A 25,594-nucleotide genomic window follows, 5' to 3' on the forward strand; every position below is an offset into this window, starting at 1 on the left:
GGGCGTTTGTGCCTGCCGGACGCCGGTCGCGCACATGCGGACTCGCGTCGATCAGCGGAGCCGATTCGCGGTCTGACCGGCCGAATACCCCTCGGCGGCCTGCCGCCGACCGGCACCCGCCGTCGATCCGGACGCCGAACCGTGCGAAACCTGAGCGCTGAAACGCCCGTGTTCGGCGGCATCCTCTCGGAAAGCGCGCCGGCCCCGACATGAAATTAGAATCGCCATGTACCTGATTCCAAGCGGAACTATGTGCTGAGGATTTTCATTTCGAGATGTCCTTCGAGGTCGAGTTGCATTGATGAGTATTCGGAAATGTGCACGCCGGATAGGATTGTAGTAAAGGCGCGGGGGTGATACCGGGACGTGTGTTTGCCAATGTATTGCTATTGGGATGTACATTCCCTTGTGGTGCAATCGATCGAGCTGGCGGATCGGCTGTCGGCGGACGCTGTCCACCCGGTGGATCACGATGGCCCTCCCGACTTGATTCCGGCCCCTGCCCGGCATGTACGATGCCCGATCGTGTGTGGTTCTGTCGTGATCCACCCTCTTGCACCAGGCACTTCTACGAGCGATACGGGCGCGCGGCGGCTCCATCGCGCGGGCGGTGTCATGGCCGCATTGCTCGAAACGAGATTCGAAACGCCCGGCTTCCGTGCGGAGCTGGGAGGTTTGATACCACTAGACTGACCAGAGCTGCTGTCAGATAGCTTGTCCCGCCAGAGTGTCGATGCTTCACGGTAGATTCAAAAGTTCTGTTTTCAGATTTTGAGACGACTGAAATGCCGACAAACGGGAGGTGTGGAAGTCGCCGTAGATGTCCGATTCGTGCCGGACACCGGCGGTTCGAGCTACCCGCGAAACCTGAACGGCGCGGCGCAGAGCAGGGGTGGCGCCGCTTAGAAGTAGACGAAGTGCATACAAAGCCAGATTTCGGATGCGGTGGGCCGACGTCCTTCCGTCGTGCCTTCGCGCGTCCGGGTATGAATAAGGGGTCATGCGATGAATCTGAAGTCAGACGGAACCGCCGACGGCGATCAGGGGCTGATTCCGCTCTCGAGTGCGCAGTACGGTATGTGGCTCGCGGACCATATGCCCGGTGGACCGGCTGTCAACATCGCACACTGCGTCGAGATCAAGGGTCCGGTGGACCACGACGTGTTCACGCGGGCGGTGAACGCCGGCGGCCACGAAACCGAGTCCCTTGTGGTTCGCGTGGTCGAATCCGAAGGCCTGCCATATCAATTCGTCGACCGTGGCATCATCTACGACGAGCCGGTGCTGGATTTCAGCGACGCGCGGGATCCGGTCGCGGCGGCGATGGAATGGATGCGCCGCGACTACAACACCAAGGCCGTCGACCTCAGCCGCGACCGGCTCACCGTGACGAGGCTCCTGCGGGTCGGCGAGGACCACTACTTCTGGTACGGCCGCGCGCACCATCTGGTGGTCGACGGGTACGGCGCCTTCAACAGCCTGATGCGGATGGCCGAGCATTACAACGCGCTGCTCGAGGGCAGGCCTCCGACGCGACTGGACGCGGCGAGCCTGCGCGACATCGTCGAAGCGGAGCGTGCCTATCGCACCAGTTCGCGCTACGAGGCGGACAAAGCATTCTGGTTGAACAAGGTTTCCGGCCTGCCCACGCCGGTCAGCCTGTCCGGCCGCACGGCCCGTTTCGGCAAGGTCGACCGCGTGGCCGGTTTGCAGCTGCCCGGCCACCTGTCCGACCGGCTCGACCGTTTCGCCGACGAGGTGAACGCGTCGGCCGCGCAGGTGGTGATCGCCGCGTTCGCCGCCTTCCTCGCCCGGATGACCGGCACGGAGGACGTCGCGCTGTCGCTGCCGGTGACCGCCCGCGTGACCAAGCGCCTGCGCAACGCCGCCGCGATGCTGGCGAACATGGTGCCGATTCGTTTCGCCGTGCACCACTCGACCACCGTGGAGGAACTGGTCCGCGCCTCGGTGTCCGAGATCGTCTCGGCGATGCGCCATCAGCTGTACCGGTTCGAGGATCTGCGCCGCGACTCGGCCGCGATCGACTCCGCCGCCAATTCGTTCGGCCCGATCGTGAACATCCTGTTCTTCGACTCCGAGATTCGTCTCGGCTCGGCCGTCGGCCGCTACCGCGCGCTGACCTCCGGCGCGCTCGACGACCTCCAGCTCAACCTGTACCGCTCGGGCGCGGACGCCCCGTTGCTGATCGAGCTGCACGGCAATCCGAACCTCTACGGGCAGGACGAACTCGAGTCGCACGCCGACCGGTTCCTCGATTTCCTGCACCGGATGATGGACTCGCCCCTGGACACCCGCATCGGTGACCTCCAGCTCGTCGGACCCGCCGAGGAACTGCGCATCGTCGAGGAACTCGCCGGCCACGACGGCGAATCTCCCTCCGCCACACTGGTGGAACTGCTGACCGAACAGGCGGCGGCCACACCCTCCGCGGTGGCGGTGACCTCGGACGCCACCACGCTCACCTACCGCGAACTCGACGAACGATCCAATCGGTTCGCCCGCGGGCTCATCGCGCTCGGCGCGGGGCCGGAATCGTTGGTGGCCATCGCGATGCCACGGGACGCGGATCTGATCGTCGCGGTGCTCGGGGTGCTCAAATCCGGCGCCGGGTACCTCCCGCTGGACACGGCCCATCCGGCCGAACGGCTCGAATATGTACTGGGTGACGCGAACCCGATCGCGGTGGTGACGAAGCGAAGCATGCGCGAACACGTACCGGGCGATCCGGGCCGCGTTGTGCTGTTCGACGACCTTCTCGCCGCGGAGCAGACCGCCGGTCCGATCAGCGATGCGGATCGGACCGGCTTGCTGCGCTCCGACCACCTCGCCTACGTCATCTACACGTCCGGATCGACCGGCCGGCCGAAGGGCGTTTCCATCACCCACCGCGCCGTGTCCACCTATCTGGTGAACTCGTGCGCCGAGATCGGCATCCGGTCCGACGATGTATGGACGTTGTTCCACTCCTTCGCCTTCGACTACTCGGTCTGGGAGATCTTCGGTGCGCTGATCACCGGCGGCCGGATCGTGGTCGTGGACAGTCTCACCTCCCGATCGCCGGACGACGTGGTGCGGCTGGCGGCGCGCGAACGGGTCACGGTCTTCAGCCAGACTCCGTCGGCGTTCTACCAGTTCGCGGCCGCACGACAGCGCTACGCGCACGCCGGGGAGCCCGAAGGTGAGCTGTCGCTGCGGCTGGTCGTCCTCTCGGGTGAGGCTCTCGATCCGGCCGCGCTGGCCGACTGGTACGAGCACAACCCGAATCTGCCGATCCTGGCCAACAGCTATGGAATCACCGAAACCACCGTCTTCGTCACCTACACCGACCTCACACCGGACATCGCCGTTCCGGGCGCACCGAGCACGGTCGGTCCGGCGTTGCCGGGCTTGCGCACATATGTCCTGGACGAGCGCTTGCGTCCGTGCCCGCTCGGCGCCTGGGGCGAGATCTATGTCGCGGGCGCACAACTCGCTCGCGGCTACCTCCGACGACCGGCGCTGAGCGCGGGACGTTTCGTCGCGAATCCGTTCGGGCTGCCGGGAGAGCGCCTCTATCGCAGCGGGGACGTGGCGCGCTGGAATCACAAGGGCGAGCTGGAATACCGCGGACGCGCCGACCAGCAGGTGCAGTTGCGCGGGTTCCGGATCGAGCTGGACGAGATCCGCAACGCGCTGCTGGGCCATGACAGCGTCGCCACTGCGGTCGTCGTCGTGCATCTGGCCGGCACCGAGGCCGCCCGGCTGGTCGGGTACGTCGTCCCCGCCGTCGGCGCGAGCTGTGAGCCGGACGCCCTGCGCACGCACGTCGCCGGGATGCTGCCGGAATACATGGTGCCGTCGAGCGTCGTCGTGCTCGAGGCTGTGCCACTGACCGTGAACGGCAAGGTGGACTACCGGGCGCTGCCCGAGCCGGTCTTCGATTCGGCCGCCGCCTACGTCGCGCCGCGCACGGTGGTCGAGGAGTCGATCGCGGACGTCTTCGCGGAGGTTCTCGGCACCGACCGGGTGGGCGTGTTCGACAGCTTCTTCGAACTCGGCGGCAACTCGATCACCGCGACCAGCGCGGCCGTGCGCATCGCGGAGGTGACCCGATGCGACGTGTCGGTCCGCGACCTGTTCGTCAAGCAGACCGTCGCCGAACTCGCCGCGCACCTCGAGGACGGTAGCCGCTCCGGCAGGCCCGTGCTGCGCGCGGCAGCCAGGCCCGAGCCCATCCCGCTGGCGCCGGCGCAGAACAGGATGTGGCTGATCAATCAGGCCGACCCGGCCTCGGCCGCCTACAACATCCCGCTGATCGTGCAACTGACCGGACGACTCGACACCGCGGCGCTGCGAGCCGCGCTGACCGACGTGATCGATCGGCACGAATCGCTGCGCACCGTCTACCCCGCCGTGAACGGCGAGGGGATCCAGGTCGTGCTGCCCGCCGAAGAGGTCGTCGCCGGTCTCGACCTGACCCCGCGGCCGACCGATCCGGACGACATCGAGCAGCGGATCCGCGAGCTGGCATCGGTCGGGACCGATCTGCGCGAACGCGCCCCGATCCGGGTGGCGCTGCTGGCCACGACCGACCGCTCGCGACATGTCCTGGCCGTGGTCCTGCACCACATCTGCTGTGACGGATCCTCGCTGCGGCCGCTCGCGGTCGATGTCGCCGTCGCCTACGAGGCGAGGGTGCAGGGGAAGAAGCCGGACTGGGAACCCTTGAGCGTCCAATACGCCGACTACAGCGTCTGGCATCACAGCCTGCTCGGCGACCCGGACGATCCGGAGTCGCGAGCCGCCCACCAGCTGCGGTATTGGTCGCAGCGATTGGCGGGCATGCCGCCGGTCCTGGAGCTGCCCGCCGACCGACCGCGCCCGGCCCGCCGATCCATGCGCGGCGACGTCGCCGACACCGTGATCCCCGCCGAGACCTTCGCCGGAATCGAGCGGCTGGCCCGCGCGGCCAACGTCACGACGTTCATGGTGGTCCACGCCGCGCTGGCCGTGCTGCTGGCGCGGATGTCGGGTTCGGCGGACATCACCGTCGGCACGCCGGTCGCCGGCCGCGGCGAGCGCGCGCTGGAGCCGCTCATCGGCATGTTCGTCAACACCGTGCCGCTGCGCACCGAGGTGTCCTTCGAGGAGTCGTTCACCGAGTTCCTGGCGCGGGTCAAGGACATCGACGTCGATGCCTTCGCCAACAGCGACCTGCCCTACGAGCGTGTCGTGGACGAACTGCATCCGAAGCGGTCCCTGGCGTACGCGCCGCTGTGCCAGGTGTATCTGGCGTTCGAGAACATGGACCGGGCGAGCCTGGAGCTGTCCGAGCTCACCGTCGAGCTGCTGGATCCCGGCGCCGAACCGGCGAAAGTGGACATCATCGTCACCGTCGCCGAGAACACCGCGGCGGGCGGCGATGTCGCGCTGCGCATCAACTACGCCACCGACCTCTTCGACCGGGAGACCGTCGAAGAACTCGCCGAGCGGCTGAACCGGATGCTCGACGCGTTCGTGTCGAATCCCCGGGCCCGGGTCGGCGAAGTGGATCTGTTGTCCGGTGTCGAGCGGCTGGGGTTGGTCCCGGCCTCCGGTGGTCGCGCCGAGAAGCCCCGGGTGCTGGCGGACGTGCTGCTGGTCGGTGATCGCACCGCGCCGGCCGTGGTGGCGGGCGCTCGGGTGCTCTCCTACGGGGAGCTGGACGAGTGGTCGAATCGTCTCGCGCGAGTACTGATCGACTGGGGCGTCGGGCCGGGGGACCAGGTCGCGCTGGCGATGGGGCGGTCGGTGGAGTTCGTGGTCGGTGTGTGGGCGGTGGCGCGTGCCGGTGCCGCGTTCGTCCCGGTGGACCCGCGCTACCCCGGCGAGCGGGTGGCGCACATGGTCGCGGACTCGAATGTGGAGGTCGCGCTCACCGTCGAGGCCGCGAGCACCCTGCTTCCCGGCCATGTGCGGCAACTGATCCTCGACCATCCGGGCACTGAGGCGTTCGTCGCGACGCAGTCCCCGGCCGCGGTGACCGACGCCGATCGCGTGCGCGCCTGCCGGGTCGCCGACGCGGCCTACGTGGTGTACACCTCGGGCTCGACCGGCAAGCCGAAGGGCGTGGCGGTCACGCACGAGGGCTTGGCGAATTTCGCGATCGAGCAGCGTGAGCGCTATCGCGTCGATCGCAGGTCACGCGTGTTGCAGGTGGCCGCGCCTGGCTTCGACGCGGTGATGCTGGAGCTGCTGATGGCGCACGCGAACGGCGCGCTGCTGGTCGTGTCGCCGCCGGAGGTGTTCGCCGGTACGCAGCTGGCGGAATTGATACGCGCCCAGGAGATCTCGCACGCGTTCGTGACGCCCAGCGTGCTGGCGACGATGTCGCCCGCCGGTCTCGATTCGCTGCGGGTGCTGGTGGCGGGCGGGGAAGCGGTGTCGGCCGAGACGGTCGCGGTGTGGGCGCCGGGGCGACGGCTGCACAACGGGTACGGGCCCACCGAGACCACCATCATGGTCGCGATCAGCGATCCGCTGTGCGTCGGCGACCCGGTCACCATCGGTGGTCCGATCCGCGGCGTCGACGCGGTGGTGCTGGACGAACGGCTGCGGCCGGTCCCGGTCGGGGTGACCGGTCAGCTGTACGTCTCGGGCGTGCAGCTGTCGCGCGGGTACCTCAACCGGCCCGCCTCCACGGCCGCCACGTTCGTGGCCAACCCGTACGGCCCCGCGGGCACCCGCATGTACGGCACCGGCGACCTGGCGCGCTGGACCGCCGATCACACCCTGGAATATCTGGGCCGCACCGACTTCCAGGTGAAGATCCGCGGCCAGCGCATCGAACTCGGCGAGATCGAAGCCGTCCTCGCCGGACATCCGAGCGTCGCGGCAGCGGTCGTGGTGGGCGTGCCCGCCGAGAGCGGATCACGGCTGGCGGCGTACGTGGTGCCCGCCTGCGGCGCCGTCGAGACCGCGGAGCTGACGAAGTACGCGGCACAGCGCCTGCCGTCGCACATGGTCCCGGACACGGTCATGGTGCTCGACACCCTGCCGCTGTCGTCGGTGGGCAAGGTCGACCGCGCCGCGCTGCCGGAACCGGAATTCGCGCCCGCCGTGGAGTTCGTCGCGCCGCGCAACGCGACCGAGCAGATCGTCGCCGACATCTGCGCGGGCGTGCTTGGCATCGACCGCGTCGGCGTGCTCGACAGCTTCTTCGATCTCGGCGGCAACTCGCTGTCGGCCACCCGCGCGGCGGCGCAACTCAGCGGCGCGTTCGGTGTCGAGGTGCCCCTGCGCGCCATCTTCGAGACGCCGACCATCGGTGCGCTGGCCGAACGCCTGCGCAGCGCCGACGCGGCGACCCGGGTGCCGCTGGCGCCGCAGGAGCGCCCGGACCGGATCCCGCTGTCGCCCGCCCAGGCCCGCATGTGGTTCCTCAACCAGTTCGACACGAGCTCACCGGTCTACAACATTCCGCTGGTCGTGCGGATGTCGGGTGACCTCGACGTGGCCGCGATGCACGCGGCCGTCGCGGATGTGCTGGAACGGCACGAGGCGCTGCGCACCGTCTACCCGGACAGCGACAGCGGGCCGCACCAGGTGATCGTCCCGGTGGATACGGCGCTGCCCCCGCTGACACCGGTGCCGGTCGCGGCCGGCGAGGTCGAGGCGCGCGTCGCCGCCGAGGTCACGGTGGGCTTCGACGTCACCACCGAGGTTCCGTTCCGGGTCGCGTTGCTGCGCAGCGCACCCGGCGACCATGCCTTGGTGCTCGTCGTCCATCACATCAGCTTCGACGGGTCCTCGCTCGCGCCGCTGGCCGCGGACCTGATGACCGCCTACCGGGCTCGGGTCCGGCGCCAGGCGCCGCAGTGGGCGCCGTTGCCGGTGCAGTACGCCGATTACGCGCTGTGGCAACGGAAGATGCTGGGCGGCGAGGACGATCCGCACAGCCCGACCGTCGCCCAGACGCGGTACTGGCTCGCGGCCCTCGCCGACCTGCCCGAGGTGCTGGATCTGCCGACCGACCGTCCGCGGCCCGCGAAGCAGTCGTTCCGCGGCGCGACGGTCTCGGCCGTCCTGCCCGCGGATCTGCATCGTGCGGTGGTCGCCTTGGCCCGCCGTCACGACGCGACGGTCTTCATGGTGATGCACGCGGCCTACGCGGCGTTGCTGGCGCGGCTGTCCGGCACCGGGGACATCGCGGTCGGCACACCGATCGCCGGTCGCGGCGAGCCGGGGTTGGACGGCCTGGTCGGCATGTTCGTCAATACGCTGGTGTTGCGGACGTACATCGCGCCCGGCGCGTCCTTCGTCCGGATCCTGGATCAGGTCAGGGCCACCGACCTCGCCGCGTTCGAGAACGCCGACATCCCGTTCGAGCGTCTGGTGGAGGTGCTCAATCCGCCGCGCTCCACGGCACACGCGCCGCTGACCCAGGTGGGCTTCTCGTTCCAGAACATCGAGATCCCCACGGTGCGGTTCGAGGGCCTGACGGTCTCGGCGCAGATGGCCGATCCGAGCGTGGCGAAGTACGACCTGCACCTGAATCTGGTCGACGCCTTGGAGCCGGATGGCGAACCGGGTGACATGGCGGTCGAATTCGGTTATGCGACAGATCTCTTCGACGAGGCGACGGTCGCGGCGATGTTCGACCGCTACCTGCTGTTGCTGCGCGCGATCGTCCTCGATCCCACCCGGGCCATCGGCGACATCGATCTGCTGACCGAGCAGGAGGCGCGGCGGATCGCGCAGCGGTCGAGCGGTGCGGCTACCCGGGCTCCGGCGGTGACGGTCGCGGACTTGTTCGCCGTGCAGGTCGCACTGACTCCGGAATACCCGGCGGTGATCGACGCCGTGAGCGGGGCGCGGCTGGATTACCGGCAATTCGGTGCGCGGGTGAATTCTCTGGCCCGTGCGCTGATCCTGCGCGGGGCGGGCCCGGAAACCGTGGTGGCGGTGGCGATGCGCCGCTCGGTGGATCTGCTGGCCACGCTGTACGCCATCCATGCGGCGGGGGCGGCCTACTTGCCGCTGGATCCGGACCACCCGGCCGACCGGGTGCGTGCCGTCCTCTCCGCCGCGCGGCCGGTCGCGGTGCTCACCCGTCCGGACGACCGGGCGAATCTGCCCACGGGCGTGCCGGTCTGGGCGCTCGGCGATCTCGAGGCCGAGCACTCGGACGGATCGGCGCTGACCGATGCCGATCGGACGCGGCCGCTGCGCCCGGAGGATCTGGCCTACGTCATCTACACCTCCGGTTCGACGGGTGTGCCCAAGGGCGTGGCCGTCCCGCACGCGGCGGTGGTGAACCAGTTGCGCTGGATGCGCGAGCACTACCGTCTCGGCGGCGACGACGTCATGCTGCTGCGCACGCCCGTGACGTTCGACCTGTCGGTCTGGGAGCTGTTCTGCGCGCCGACCTGTGGCGCGGCGCTGGTGGTCGCCGGTCCCGACGCGCAGAGCGATCCGCGTGAGGTTGCCCGGCTGCTGGCCGAGTACCGGGTGACCACGGTGGATTTCGTGCCGTCGTTGCTCTCGGCTTTCCTCGAGGTCGCTGCCCCTCGGCAGTTCCCGGCCCTGCGGCGTGTGTTGTGCATCGGGGAGGCGCTGCCAGCCGAAACGGTGCGCCGTTTCCGGGAATTCAGCGATGCCCGCATCGACAACCTGTACGGCCCGACGGAGGCGGCGGTCAGCGTCACCGCGCATCGGATCGACACGGTCGAGGGCGTGGCCGTACCGATCGGCGTGCCCGAGGCGAATGTGACCGTGCACGTGCTGGATTCGCGATTGCATCCGGTGCCGGTGGGCGTCACCGGGGAGCTGTACCTCGGCGGCGTCCAGCTGGCTCGCGGATACCACGACCGTCCGGGCCTGACCGCGGCGACGTTCGTCGCCGATCCCTTCGGCGGCGCGGACGGCGCGCGCCTCTACCGCACCGGCGACCTCGTTCGCTGGGAGGAGGCCGGCGACCTGCGCTACGTCGGCCGCGCCGACACCCAGGTGAAGGTGCGCGGTCTGCGCATCGAACTCGGCGACATCGAAGCCGCGCTGATCGCGCACGAGCAGGTGCACGCGGCCGTCGCACAGGTACGCGCCGACGGCGGCGAGCAGCGGCTGGTCGTCTACGTGGTCGCGGACGCGGCGCTCGACGTGCGGCAGGTCCGGGGCTTCCTGCTGGATCGGCTGCCTGCCTACATGGTGCCGTCGTCGGTGACCCGGATCGACTCGATTCCGCTCAACGCCAACGGCAAGGTGGACTACCGGGCATTGCCCGAGCCGGACCCGGGTGTCCAGGAGTCCGAGTTCCGTGCGCCCCGGGGCCTGGTGGAACAGGCGATCGCCACGGTCTTCGCGGAACTGTTCGACCGGCCCGAGATCGGCGCGGACGACAATTTCTTCGAGCTGGGCGGCAACTCGCTGGTCGCGACGCGCGCGCTGAGCCGGATCGGCGACGTCGTGGACGTGACCATTCCGGTGCGCGCGATCTTCGAGGCCCCGACCGTGGCCGGTCTGGCCGAGCGGATCGCCCGGTTGCGCGCGGTCCCGAGTCTTCCGGCGCCGACCGCGGCCCCGCGGCCGGACCGTATCCCGCTGTCGCACGCGCAGACCCGGATGTGGTTCCTCAACCAGTTCGATCCGGCGGCCCCCGGATACATTGTGCCGCTGGCGATTCGATTGGAGGGCGAGCTCGATGCGGCGGCCTTGACGGCCGCTGTCGGCGATGTCGTCGAGCGGCACGAGAGCCTGCGCACCATGTACCCGGCGGTCGACGGTACGCCCACCCAGGTCGTGCTGAAGGCCGAGGACGTGCTGGCGACGTGCGACCTCACCCCGCAGGCGGTGGGCGAGCGGGAACTGCCGCACCGGCTGGCCGAGTTCTGCGGCACCGGATTCGACGTCGCCGTGGGCGTGCCACTGCGTGTGGCGCTGTACCAGTTGTCGGACCAGGCGTGGACGCTCGCGCTGGCCGCCCACCACATCGCCTGCGACGGCTTCTCGGTGGCTCCGCTGGCCGCCGACCTGGTGACGGCGTATCGAGCGCGCTCCGGTGGCACCGCGCCGGACTGGGCGCCGCTGCCCGTGCAATTCGCCGACTACGCCCTGTGGCAGCGTGCGGTCCTCGGCTCCGCGGACGACCCGGACTCGTACGTGGCCCGCGACATCGCCTACTGGCGAACACAACTCGCGGGTGTGCCCGATCTGCTCGAGTTGCCGACCGACCGGCCGAGGCCGCTCGAACAGTCCCAGCGTGGCGCGGTGCTCCAGGTCCCCATCCCCGGGGAACTGCAAGGCCGGGTGGAAGCGCTGGCGCGGCGGTCCGGGGCCACCACGTTCATGGTGGTGCACGCGGCCCTGGCGGTGCTGCTGTCTCGGCTGTCCGGCAGCGATGACGTCACCGTCGGCGTGCCGCACGCGGGACGCGGCGACCGGTCGCTGGACGGCATGGTCGGAATGTTCGTCAACACCTTGGTGATGCGGACGCCGATCACGCTCGACCAGAGCTTCTCGAGCCTGCTGGACCAGGTGCGGCGCACCGATATCGAGGCGTTCGACCATGCCACCGTGCCGTTCGAGCAACTGGTGGACGCGCTCAACCCGGTGCGCTCGACCGCGCACACGCCGCTGTTCCAGGTGCTGCTGGCCTACCAGAACATGGCGCGGGCCCGCGTCGAGTTGCCGGGGCTGATCGTGGAGAACGTGGACCCGGGCGACAGCGCGGCGATCTACGACCTGCTGCTGATGGTGAGCGAAAGCCACGGCACGCACAACGAGCCGACCGGCATGACGCTGCGCCTGACCTACGCCACGGACCTCTTCGACGAGGACACGGTGCGGCGCTTCGCCGACCGATTCGTCGGAGTGCTCGACTCCGCGGCTCGAAACGCCGAGGCCACCGTCGGCGAAATCGGGTTGCTCGACGAGGCGGAGCGGTCTCAGGTGCTGGAGCGGTGGAACGACACCGGAGGCTCCGCCGCACCCGGCCGTACGCTCGTCGATGTCTTCGACGAACAGGTCGCGCGCACCCCGGACAACACGGCGCTGCGACTTCCGAACGGCAGTTCCTCGACCTACCGGGAGTTCGACGCACGGGTCAACCAGCTGGCCCGATGGCTCATCGCACGCGGCGCAGGGCCGGAGACGATCGTCGCGGTTGCCGTCCGCCGGTCGGCCGAACTCGTCATGGCTGTCTACGCGGTGGTGAAGGCGGGCGCGGCGTTCCTGCCGATCGACCCGGATCACCCGAGCGCACGGATCGCGCACGTACTGGGCGCGGCCCGTCCGCTGCTGGTGCTGACGACCGCGGCTGATGGCGGCGACCTGCCGGAGGGTTTCGAGTACGCGCCGATCGACCGGCTCGACGTGACCGATCTGTCCGGCGACCGCATCACCGACGCGCAGCGGCGCACACCGCTGCGGCCGAACCATCTGGCCTACGTGCTGTTCACCTCCGGGTCCACCGGTGTCCCCAAGGGCGTGGCCCTGACGCATGCCGCCACAGTGAGCCAGTTGGCGTGGGCGCAGCGGCAGTGGCCGCACGGAACGTCCGACGCCGTGCTGTACAAGACGCCGATCACGTTCGACATCGCCGTGTGGGAGCTGTTCTGGCCGTTGCAGACCGGTGCGCACATCGTCGTCGCCGAACCGGACGGACATCGCGACCCCGCGTACCTGGCGGACGTCATCGCGCGGCACGAGATCACCACCGTTCACTTCGTGCCGTCGATGCTCGATGTCCTGCTCGAATCCGCGGGCGTCGCCGAACTGCCCTCGGTCCGGCAGGTGTTCGTCGCGGGTGAGGCGCTGGCGCAACGCACGGTCGACGCCGCGGCGCACGTGTTCACGCGGGCGGAGGTGGTGAACTGGTACGGGCCCGCGGAGGCGGAGGTGGTCACCGCCCAGCGGTGCGCGCCGCAGGCGACGACCGCGGCGACGGTGCCGATCGGAGCGCCTGCCGCGGGCATGAGGGTCTACGTCCTGGATTCGCGGTTGCGACCGGTGCCCGTCGGCGTGGTCGGTGAGCTGTACGTCGCGGGCGTCCAGTTGGCGCGCGGCTACCACGCGCGCGCCGGACTCACCTGCGCCGCTTTCGTCGCGAACCCGTTCGGTGCGGCGGGGGAGCGGCTGTACCGGACGGGTGACCTGGTTCGCTGGCGCAAGACCGGGGAGTTGGAGTATCTGGGCCGCAGCGACTTCCAGGTGAAGGTGCGCGGTCAACGGGTGGAGCCCGGTGACATCGAAGCCGCGCTGCGCGCGATTCCGCAGGTGGCGCGCGCGGTGGCGATCGTGACCACCGAACGCATCGTCGGATACGTGACATCGGTGCCCGGCGCGGTGATCGACGGCCGCACGATCCGCGATCAGCTCACCCGCACACTGCCGTCCTACTTGGTGCCGGACGGTGTGCAGGTGCTGGAGGCGATGCCGCTCACAGCCAACGGCAAGCTCGACCGGTCGGCGCTGCCCCGGCCGGTGTTCGGCGACGGCGAAACCTTCGTCTCGCCGCGCACCGACGCCGAGGCGGTGCTGGCGCGCCTGGTCGCCGAACTCACCGGCGCGGACCGGGTGAGCGTGACGGCGAACCTCTTCGAGATCGGCGTGAACTCGCTCTCGGCCGCCCAGCTCGCGGCGCGGGCCCAGACAGCCGTCGGTGTCGACGTCGGCATCCGGGACGTGTTCGACGCGCCGACGATAGCGTCTCTGGCCGAACGGATTTCGATGCGGACCCGGTCCACCGTGGTTCCGCTGACCGCGCGGCAACGTCTCGGTGCGGTCCCGTTGGCGGCGGCGCAACGGCGGATCTGGTTCCTCAACCAGTTCGACACCGCCTCGGCGGCCTACAACATCTGCTTCGCGGCCCGGCTGACCGGCTCGCTGGACACCGATGCGCTGCGGGCGGCGTTCCTCGACGTGGTGACCAGGCACGAGCCGCTGCGGACGGTGTATCCGCTCGTGGACGGCGAACCCTGCCAGGTCGTGCGCGATGTCGCCACGATCGGCACGGACGTGACGTTCACACCGGAGCCGGTCGACGGCGAGACGGAACTGGCCAGCCGCATCCGGGAAGACGTCGAAGCGGGATTCGACATCACGGAGTCGGTGCCCGTGCGGGCGCGGCTGTATCGCAGCGCGCCCGACGCGCACGTGCTGGTGGTCGTGGTCCATCACATCGCGGCCGACGGCGCGTCGATGGCTCCGCTGGCCAGCGACGTGTTCGCCGCCTACCGGGCGCGGGTGAGCGGCCACGCGCCGCGGTGGGAACCGCTGGAGGTGCAGTACGCCGACTACGCGATGTGGCAGCAGGAGTTGCTCGGTTCGGAGGACGACCCGTCGTCGCTGATCGCGCGGCAGATCGGTTACTGGACCGACGCTCTCGACGGCTCCCCGGAGCTGCTGGCCCTGCCGACGGACCGGCCGCGCCCGGCCACCATCTCCACCGCGGGCGGCAACATCCGGTTCGAGATGCCGGCGCGGCTGCACGACGAGATCGTGCGGCTGGCCCACCGCGAGGGCGTCACCGTGTTCGTCGTCCTGCACGCGGCGCTGGCGATCCTGCTGGCGCGCACCGCGCACAGCGACGACATCTCGGTCGGCACCCCGGTCGCCGGTCGTGGCAGGCCGGAACTCGACGATCTGGTCGGCATGTTCGTGAATACGGTCGTGCTGCGCACGCGGATCGAAGACGACCGATCGTTCCGGGAACTGCTCGCCGCGGTGCGCGACGTGGACTTGGAAGCGCTCGCCCACGCCGACCTGCCCTACGAACGGCTGGTCGACGTCATCGGCCGTCCGCGTTCCACGGCGTATTCGCCGCTGTTCCAAGTGATGTTCGGGTTGCAGAACACCCGGGCGGCCCGGTTCGAGCTGCCCGGCATCGGTGTCGAGGTTCTCGACCCCGGTATCGCGCAGGCCAAGGCCGACCTCACCGTCCTGGTGACCGAACGCCGCGAGGGCGATCGGCCCGCCGGGATCGACGGTGAGATCATCTACGCCACCGATCTTTTCGTCGAGTCGACAGCGCATTCGCTGGCCGAGAGGTTCGTCCGGGTCCTCGAGGCGGTCACTTCCGAGCCGGCGCGGCCGATCGGGCGCATAGGTCTGCTGGGCGCCGCCGACACCGAACGTCTGGTGCCTGCGCGGGGCGGCGAAGGCACACGGCCTTGCTTGCTGCCGGACCTGCTGGCCACGGCCGTTGCCACGGCCCCGTCGGCGATGGCCCTGATCGGGGACACCGGAACCCTCACCTACGCCGAACTCGACCGCAGGGCCAACCGGCTCGCCCGCCATCTGATCGGCCGAGGCGCGGGACCGGGCGTGTTCGTGGCGCTGGCGGTGCCACGGTCGGTCGACTATCACGTCGCCATGTGGGCGATCGCGAAGACCGGAGCCACTTTCGTTCCGGTGGATCTGCGCTACCCCGTCGAGCGGATCGCGCACATGGTCGATGATTCCGGTGTCGCCATCGGCATCACGCTCGCGGCCGCGCGCGCGTCGCTGCCGGACGGCGTGCGCTGGTCGACGCTCGACGATTCCAACACGGCCGACGAGATCGCGGCACAGTCCGACCGCTCGGTGACCGACGTGGACCGCGGACGTGCTCTGCGGATCGAGGATGCCGCCTACCTGATCTACACATCCGGTTCGACGGGAACGCCCAAGGGTGTGGTGGTCACGCACGCGGGGTTGGCGAACTTCGCGGCCGAGCAGCGTGATCGCTATCGGGTCGACGGGTCCTCCCGCGTCCTGCAAGTTGCGGCGCCCGCCTTCGACGCGGTGCTGCTGGAAGCGTTGATGGCGCACGCCGCGTGCGCGACGTTGGTCGTCTCGCCGCCGGAGGTGTTCGGCGGCCCGGACTTGGCCGAGTTGATCCGCACGCATCGGGTGACGCACGCCTTCCTGACGCCGAGTGTGCTGGCGACCATGTCACCCGCCGGTCTCGAGTCGGTGCGGATGCTCGCGGTCGGCGGGGAGATGGTGCCCGCGGAGCTGATCGCCACCTGGGCGCCCGGACGGCGGTTGCACAACATCTACGGCCCCACCGAGACCACGATCGTGATCACGATGAGCGATCCGGTGCGGCCCGGCGATCCGATCGCGATCGGCGGCCCGATCCGGGGCGCGGAGGCACTGGTGCTGGACGCGCGCTTGCGCCCGGTGCCGGTCGGGGTCGCGGGGGAGCTGTACCTTTCGGGGGCGCAGCTGGCGCGCGGCTACCTCGGCCGGCGCGCGGTGACGGCTGGTGCGTTCGTCGCGAACCCCTACGGCGGGCCGGGTGCGCGGATGTACCGCACCGGCGACATCGTCCGCTGGACGGCGCAGTGCACCCTGGAGTACGTCGGCCGCAGCGATTTCCAGATCAAGATCCGTGGTCAGCGCATCGAACTCGGTGAGATCGACGCCGCGCTGCTCACGCATCCCGAGGTGGCCGCGGCGGTCACGGTCAGCCGTACCGGACCGAGCGGGCAGCCGCTGCTGGCCGCGTACATCGTGACCGAAGCCGCGACGGCCGTCGACCCGGACGCCGTGCTCGATCACGTCGCGTCGGTACTGCCCGCGCACATGGTGCCGTCGGTGGTCACCGTGCTCGACCGCATGCCGATCACCTCGACGGGCAAGGTGGATCGGAAAGCGCTGCCGGAACCGGTTTTCCGAGCCGCCGGGGACGATGCGACAGAGGCGTCGACGGAGGTGGAGCGCATCGTCGCGGCCGCGTTCGCGGACGTTCTCGGGATCGAGTCGGTCGGCGTCACCACCTCGTTCTTCACCCTCGGCGGTGATTCCATCCTGTCGATCCAGCTGGCTTCGCGGTTGAAATCGGCGGGTGTCATCGTGACGGCGCGCGACATCTTCGAGCACAAGACCGTCCGGGGGCTGGCGCGGGTCGCCGCGGCCGCCGAACGGGTGTCGCTCGCGGAGTTGCCGGGCGGCGGCGTGGGCGAGGTCCCGTTCACCCCGGTGGTCTCCTGGTTCACCGAGCGTCTCGGCGCCGCCCCGCGGTTCGCTCAGTCGATGCTGGTGCGCTTGCCGCGCGACGCGCGAGTCGACGACGTGACCGCGACCGTGCGGGCAGTGCTCGAACAGCACGACATGCTGCGCGCGCGGCTGCGCGAACAATGCCTGGAGGTGCCGCCGCGCAGCGCCGCGGACGCCGCGAGCGCGGTGTTCACGCGCACCTTCCGCGCCGAGGAAACCCCGGGCAGCGAAGGTTTCACCGTGTTGGTGGAAGCGGCGCTGGGAGAGGCGTCCGACCGTCTCGACCCGGCGGCGGGCCGGATGGTGCAGGTGGTGTGCCTGCTGCCCGAACCCGGTGTGGACGCCGAAGCGCGCGCCCTCGTCGTCGTCCATCACCTGGCGGTCGACGGTGTGTCGTGGCGGATCCTGATTCCCGACTTCGCGACCGCCTGGCAGCAGGTCACGCGGGGACGCGCGGTGGAATTGCCCGCACAGGGCACCTCCATGCGCCGGTGGGCGCACGCGGTGGCCGACGCCGCAGCGGCCCGCGCCGAGGAGTTCGAACTGTGGCACCGGATGGGCGCGGCCCCCGATCCGCTGCTCGGCAGCGCGGTGCTCGATCCCGCCCTCGACACCCACTCGACCGTGCGGCATCTGACGGTGTCCCTCCCGGCGGAGGTCACCGCGGCACTGCTCGACGCGGTGCCCAGGGCCGCGCACGGCAGCGTCGACGACGCGTTGCTGGCCGGTCTGGCCATGGCGACGACAGGCTGGCGGCACCGGCGCGGTATCGCGCACGCGGGTGTGAAAGTCCTGCTGGAAGGGCACGGCCGGGCGGAGCAGATCGCCGAGGGCGCGGATGTCTCCCGCACGGTGGGGTGGTTCACCAACACCTACCCGGTGGCGCTGGACCTGAGCGGTGTCGAACCGGACGATCCGCGCGCCGCGATGAAGTCCGTGAAAGACCAGTTGCGCCGCATCCCGGACAAGGGAATCGGTTACGGCCTGCTGCGCTACCTGCACGCGGGCACGTCCGACCGGCTCGCGGCACTGCCGGAGCCGCAGATCAGCTTCAACAACCTCGGCCGGGTCGGTGTCGATTTGACGACGCTGTCGGACCTCGCGTGGATTCCCACCGACGAGCCGTTCGACCGGCGGGGCGCCTTCGATCCGGACATGCCCGCGGCGGCGGCCGTCACGATCGACGTCAACATCGTGGACACCGAGGAGGGACCGCGACTGTCGGCGCATGTCGGCTACGCGTCCCGGCTGCTCGAGCACGCCGACGTGGCCGAACTCGTCGACGCGTGGGTAGACGCGGTGACCGGGATCGCCATGGCGGCCCGCGCCGACGAGGACTGGGGCTTCTCACCCGCCGACGTTCCGCTCGTCGCGGTCACGCAGTCGGACCTGGACACGTTCGCCGGGCGCTACGGATCCCTCGGCGACGTCTGGTCGCTGGCTCCGTTGCAGGCGGGCCTGCTGTTCCACGCCGAACTCGCCGCAGGCGATCTCGACGTCTACACGGCCCAATCGACACTCGCCCTCGCCGGCGTGATCGACGAGGATCGGCTCGAGCGGTCCGCGGCGGCCTTGCTGGAGCGTCATCCCAACCTGCGCGCCGCCTTCGTCCGAACTGCCGACGGCGTTCCGGCGCAGGTGATTCCGGCGGCCACGGTGGTGCGCTGGCGACGGGTCGATCTGCGCGACGGCACGACGACACCGGAGGAACTGATCGAAGCCGAGCGGGCGGTCCCGTTCGATCCCGCCGATCCGCCGCTGCTGCGGTTCCTGCTCATCGCCGTGGCGCCGCAGGACTTCCGGCTCGTGCTGACGGCACACCACCTGCTGCTGGACGGCTGGTCGTTGCCGTTGCTGTGGCGCGAGCTGATCGGCTTGTACGCGGTGAGCGCGCGCGCCGAACTGCTGCCCGCCGCGGCGTCGTACCGCGGCTACCTGGAATGGCTGGATCGGCGCGACCCGTCCGCCGGTATCGAGGCGTGGCGCGACGCCCTCGGTGAATTCACCGAACCCACGGTGGTCGCCGATGCGCGCACGCACACGACGGTCGGCATTCCGGTCGACCTGGCGGTGGTCCTGGATCGCGCCGCCACCACCGAACTGGTGGAATTCGCCCGGACACGGGCGGTGACCATGGCGACGATCGTGCAGTTCGCCTGGGCGGTGGTCCTGGGCAACCTGCTCGGCGTCGAGCGCGTGGTCTTCGGCGGCACGGTCTCCGGCCGTCCCGCCGACCTGCCCGGCGTGGAATCGATGATCGGTTTGTTCATCAACACGATTCCGGTGCCCGTGCACGTCCCGCGGACTTCGACCATCGAGGACGCGTTGCGGCGGTTGCAGGCCGACAACACCCGCCTGCTCGATCATCACGACGTCGAGCTGTCCCGGATCCTGTCGGCCGCCGGCGCTGCCCAGCTGTTCGACACCCTGGTCGTCTTCGAGTCGTACCCGGTCGACAGCAGTGGCCTGGGCGACGCGGACATCGACGGCATGCGGGTGGTCGCGGCGGACGGCAGCGATGCCGCGCACTACCCGATCACCGTGCAGGCCCACCAGACCGACCGGCTGCACGTCATGATCCGCTACCAGCGGGCACGCGTGGACGACCGGACGGCCGCGGGTCTGGCCGCCCGCCTGGAGACCGTACTGCGCGCCATCACGAGCGATCCGCGGGCGCGGCTGGGCGGGCTCGACCTGTTGTCCGTAGCCGAGCGCCGTGATCTGGTGCCGGCCAGCGGCGGCCGCGCCGAATCACCCCGAGTGCTGGCGGAGTTGCTGTCCGCCGGTGCCGTGGTGGATCCGGAAGCGGCGGCGGTGGTCTCGAACGAATGCACGATGTCTTACGCCGAGCTGGACGCCAGGTCGAACCGTGTCGCGCGCGAGCTGATCGACTGGGGTGTCGGGCCGGGCGACCAGGTGGCGTTGGCGATGGCGCGGTCGGTGGACTTCGTGGTCGGTATGTGGGCGGTGGCCAAGACCGGCGCCGCGTTCCTGCCCGTTGATCCACGGAATCCGGCAGAACGCGTCGGGCACATGGTCGCCGACTCGCAGGTGCGGGTCGCGATCACGGTGGGCGCGTCGCGAGAACTGGTCCCCGACCCCGTCCGGCGGCTGGCGCTCGACGATTCCGAAACCCGGAAGGCGATCGAGGCGCGGTCCTCGGCCGCGGTGACGGACCGGGACAGGGTGCGGACGCCGCATCATCGCGACACGGCCTACGTGCTGTACACCTCGGGCTCGACCGGCACGCCGAAGGGCGTCGCCGTCACCCACGAGGGACTGGCCAATTTCGCCGCCGTGCAACGTGATCGCTTCGGCGTGGACAACCGGTCGCGGGTGCTGAACGCGTCCGCTCCCGGTTTCGACGTGGTGGTCCTCGAGCTGCTGCTCGCCCATACCAACGGCGCGGTGCTCGTGGTGCCGCCGCCGGATGTTTTCGGCGGCCCGGAACTGGCGGAATTCATTCGTGGGCAACGTGTCTCGCACTCGTTCATGACGCCGAGCGTGCTGTCGACGATGGACCCGAAGGGGTTGGACTCCCTCCGGGTGCTGATGGCGGGCGGCGAGGCGGTGACACCGGAGATCGTCACGCAGTGGTCGCCGGGACGGCGACTGTTGAACGGATACGGTCCGACCGAGACGACGATTCTGGCCGGCATCAGCGATCCGCTGTATCCCGGCGAAACCGTCACGATCGGAGGTCCGATCCGCGGGGTCGAGGCCGTCGTGCTGGACGCGTGGCTGCGACCGGTGCCGGTCGGCGTGGTCGGCGAGTTGTATCTCGCCGGAGTGCAATTGGCCCGCGGGTACGTGAACCGGCCGGTGGCGACATCGGGCGCGTTCGTGGCGAACCCGTTCGGCGCGCCGGGATCACGCATGTACCGCACCGGCGACCTGGCTCGCTGGACCCCGGAACACACCGTGGAATACCTCGGCCGCGGCGACTTCCAGGTCAAGATCCGCGGTCAACGCATCGAGCTCGGTGAGATCGAAGCCGTTCTCGCCGGACAGCCCGGCGTGGAACACGCGGTGGTCGTGCTGCGCAAAGACGAGCGCGGCGTCGGCAGGCTCGTCGGCTACCTGGTCGGCTCCGCGGACCTGGATCCGGAGGATGTCCGGGCCGCCGCGCGGCTGCGGCTGCCCGCGCACATGGTGCCCGACCTGTGCATGGTGCTCGCCGAATTCCCGCTCACCCGAACCGGGAAGCTCGATCGCCTGGCGCTTCCCGCACCGGAGTTCTCGGCGGCGCGGGCCTGGACCGCGCCGCGGACCGAAACCGAACGGCACGTCGCGGAGGTCTTCGGCAACGTCCTCGGCATCGACCGGGTCGGAGCCACCGACAGCTTCTTCGACCTCGGCGGCAACTCGCTGTCGGCGACGCGGGTGACCGCCCAGTTGGGTACCGCGCTCGGAGTGAGCGTCGGCGTTCGCGATCTGTTCGAAGCGCCGACGGTCGCCGAACTCGCCGCCCGTCTGGACAACTCCGAGCGGACGGTCCGTGTACCGCTGGTGGCGCGCACCCGTCCGGCGCTGGTGCCGTTGTCGCTGGCACAGCAGCGGATGTGGTTCCTCAACCAGCTCGACACCTCCGTCGGCGCGTACAACATCCCGCTGGTGATCCGGCTGACCGGTGAACTCGACATCGACGCGCTGCGCCGTGCGTGCGAGCTGGTCATCGAGCGGCACGAGTCCCTGCGGACCAAGTTCCCGACGACCGACGGAACGCCACACCAGGTCGCGGTCCCCGCCCGGGAGGTACCGGCCGCGCTGGCCGCCGTCCCGGTCGAGGCGGAGCGGCTGATGGAGCGCGTGCTCGCCACCGTTTCGGCGAGCTTCGACGTGACGCAGGCGCCGCCACTGCGCATGGAATTGCTCCGGCTCGGCGAACACGAGCACGTCCTGGTGATCGCCGTGCACCACATCTGCGCCGACGGGCAGTCCATGCTGCCACTCGCGCGGGACGTGGCGGTGGCCTACCAGGCGAGCAAGCAAGGGACGGAACCGGTCTGGCCTGCCCTCGCGGTCCAGTACGCGGACTACACGCTGTGGCAACGCGACGTACTCGGTGACGAGCACGATCCGGGCTCGATCATGTCCCAGCAGCTGCGCTTCTGGAGGGACACGCTCGGCGGGCTGCCCGAACTGCTCGAGTTGCCCACCGACCTGCCGCGCCCGCCGGTGGCGTCCATGCGCGGCCGGACAGTGGATTTCGAGATCTCCGCTTCGCTGCGGGAGCGCGTCGGCGCGGTCGCGCGCACGGCGAACGCGACGGTCTTCATGGTGATGCACGCCGCGCTGACCGTCCTGCTGTCGCGGCTGGCCGGGGTCGGCGACGTCGCGGTGGGCACTCCGGTGGCCGGACGCGGGGAGCGCGAACTCGACGATCTGATCGGCATGTTCGTCAACACCCTCGTGCTCCGGTCGCGGGTATCGTCGCACCAGTCGTTCGCCGATCTGCTCGCGGCGACCCGCGACACCGATCTGGCGGCGTTCGCGCATGCCGATGTGCCCTTCGAGCAAGTGGTGGAGGCGCTCAATCCACCCAGGTCCACCGCGCACCTGCCGCTGTACCAGGTGACGCTCGATGTCCAGAACCTGAGCAAGGCCGCGTTGGAGCTGCCCGGGCTCACCGTCGAACCGGTCGAGAACGGATTCGAACCGGCGCAGGCCGACCTGAATCTGAGCTTGGTCGAACGCACCGGTGACCACGGGCAGCCGGACGGCATGCGGGGACGCCTGACCTACGCCACCGATCTGTTCGTCGAGGAGACGATGACCCGGTTCGCGCAGGCCTACGTGCGGATCCTGGAGGAGGTGACCGCTGATCCCGCGCTCGCGGTCGGAGACATCGACCTCGCGGGCCCGGCGCAGCGCCGCGAGCTGCTCGACGCGGCCGGTAGCGCCGGCGCCGCGGTGGCGGACACGACACTCACCGAGCTGTTCATCGCCCGGGCCGCCGCGCGACCGGACGCGATCGCGGTGACCGACGGGGCATCGCAGCTGACCTACGCGGAGCTGGATCGCCGCGCCGCCGCGGTGGCCGCCCGGCTCGCCGAGCACGGAGTGCGCCCGGAATCGCTGGTGGCCGTGGCCTTGCCACGCACGGTCGACCTGGTGGTGGGCCTGCTCGGCGTCCTGCGCGCAGGCGCGGGATATCTGCCGCTGGATGTGGCGTATCCGACGGAGCGCCTGCGATTCATGCTCGACGACGCTCGTCCGGCCGCGGTTCTCACTTCGGCGGGCATGTCCGTGGCGGTTCCGGAGTGCGCCGCACCGGTACTGCTCGTAGAGGACTGCGCGGAGGCTTCCGATCCGGCGGAGGTATCGGGTGCGCGGCCGGGCAACGTCGCCTACGTGATCTACACGTCGGGATCGACGGGCCGCCCGAAGGGCGTGACGGTCAGCCATCGGGAAGCGGTCACCCTGTTCACCAACGCGGCCGAGCGATTCGACCTCGGGCCCGACGACGTGTGGACGATGTTCCATTCCTACGCCTTCGATTTCGCGGTGTGGGAGATCTGGGGCGCGCTGCTGTCCGGCGGCAAGGTGGTCGTGGTGGATTACGACACCTCCAGGTCGCCGGAGACGTTCGTGGAGGTCGTGGCCCGGGAGGGCGTGACAGTGCTGAGCCAGACCCCCTCGGCGTTCTACGGATTCGCCGAGGCCGAGCGCCGCTATCGCGAATCGGGTTGTCCCGCAGGGAATCTCGCTCTGCGGTATGTCGTCTTCGGTGGCGAGGCGCTGGACGCCGCCCGGCTGGACGACTGGTTCGCCGCGCATGCGCCGGGATCGCCGCGGCTGGTCAACATGTACGGCATCACCGAGACGACCGTGCACGTGACGTTCTGCGAGGTCACGCGGACGAGCGCGGCCGGGATCGGCGCTCCGCTCCCGGGGCTGCGGGTGTACGTCCTCGACGACCGGCTGCGTCCGGCTCCGATCGGCGTCGCCGGCGAGATCTACGTGGCCGGTGGCCAGCTCTCGCGAGGTTATCTGGGAGCAGCGGCGCTGACCGCGGGCCGATTCGTGGCCGACCCGTTCGATCGGGACGGCACCCGGCTCTACCGTTCCGGGGACGTGGGGAGGTGGCGGAAGTCCGCGAGCGGGCTGGAACTGGTGTACGCGGGCCGGGCCGACGCGCAGGTGCAGTTGCGCGGCTTCCGCATCGAGCTCGGCGAGGTGGAATCGGCGCTGCTGCGCCACCCGCTCGTCACCCAGGCCGCGGTCACGGTGCACCGGCACGATCGCGGCGTGGACCAGCTGATCGGCTACGTCGTGGGCGTGGACGGCGAGCGGATCGATCCGGCCGAGGTCCGCGAGACCGCCGCTCGGGTGCTGACCGGCTACATGGTGCCCGCGGCGATCATGGTGCTGCCCGCGCTGCCATTGACGGTCAACGGCAAGCTCGATCGAAAGGCATTGCCCGCTCCCGAGTTCGAGGAATCGACGTCCGCGTTCGTGGCGCCCCGGACGCACACCGAGAAGGTGATCGGCGAGGTCTACGCGCAGATCCTGGGTGTCCAGCGTGTCGGGATCACCGACGGGTTCTTCGATCTCGGCGGCAACTCGCTGCTGGCGACGATGGTGGTGACCGAATTGCGCACCCGCGGCGTGACGATCCAGCTGCCGTGGATGTTCGACGACGCGACGCCGCGAGCGCTGGCGGCCAGGGCCGACGGCACGGCAGGCGGCTCGGGGCTGCAAGTGTTGCTGCCGCTGCGCGCGCACGGCCGGAAACCCGCGGTGTTCGCGGTACATCCCGCCGGCGGGCTGGCCTGGTTCTACGGCGGCGTGGTCGAGCATCTGCACAAGGACCGGCCGGTCTACGGCTTGCAGGATCCGCATGTCGTAGCGGGCGAACCAGCTGCGCATTCCGTCGGCGAACTGGCGGAACGCTATGTGGCCGAGATACGCCGAGTGCAACCGAGCGGGCCGTATCACCTGCTCGGGTGGTCGCTGGGCGGAGCGATCGCGCACGCCATCGCGGTCCGGCTCCAGCGCGCGGGTCAGCAGGTCGGCATGCTGGCCATGATGGACAGCGCCGTGGGCGACTCCGAGGCGCTGGCCGCGTCGATGAGCGCCACCGCGAACGAGCCCGCGCCGGGTGAGTTACTGGCCGATCTGCTCGGTGGCTGGCGTGAGCTGTTCGATCTCGGCGCCGAGGTGGCAGCGGACACCCATGAGCAGGCCTGGGCGGTGATCCGCGCCCAGGTGACCGCCACCGGGATGTTCACCGCCGAACAGGTGGACCGGGTGATGGAGAGTTTCGAGACCGCCACCGTCATCGCCCAGCAGTACCGGCCGGACATCTTCGACGGCGACCTGGTCTTCTTCACCGCAGGCAAGGACCGCGCCGACCACGACGCCGCCGTGCGGACGTGGCGGCCGTTCGTCACCGGCGACCTGCGCAACACGGTCGTCGACGCACGACATCTCGAATTGACCCACCCGCACGCATTGGCCGTCATCGGCCCGATCCTCGAAAGGTTCATGAACGAATGCTGAAGACTCTCGACCGACCGGCCTGCTCGAAATCGACGTCGGGCGAGCGAAGCTGGGCGTGCCGCTGGCCGTAGCCGAGACGGACCGGCGACGCATCCGCGCCGTCGTCTCGGAAGTGCGCGAGATCTACGCC

At 69.9% G+C, this 25,594-nt stretch carries 1 protein-coding gene; it reads left to right on the plus strand.

Translation table 11 applies throughout. From position 1 onward, the window contains the following. The first annotated feature begins 1,005 nt into the window (after positions 1-1,005). The gene (locus tag ACGF7Y_RS08025) at positions 1,006-25,464 is read left to right on the plus strand and encodes a non-ribosomal peptide synthase/polyketide synthase (RefSeq protein ID WP_393230592.1); all 24,459 of its coding nucleotides are present in this window, start codon (positions 1,006-1,008) and stop codon (positions 25,462-25,464) included. The last annotated feature ends 130 nt before the right edge of the window (positions 25,465-25,594 follow it).

This window comes from Nocardia sp. NPDC047654, from assembly GCF_043205035.1.
Taxonomy (GTDB): domain Bacteria; phylum Actinomycetota; class Actinomycetes; order Mycobacteriales; family Mycobacteriaceae; genus Nocardia.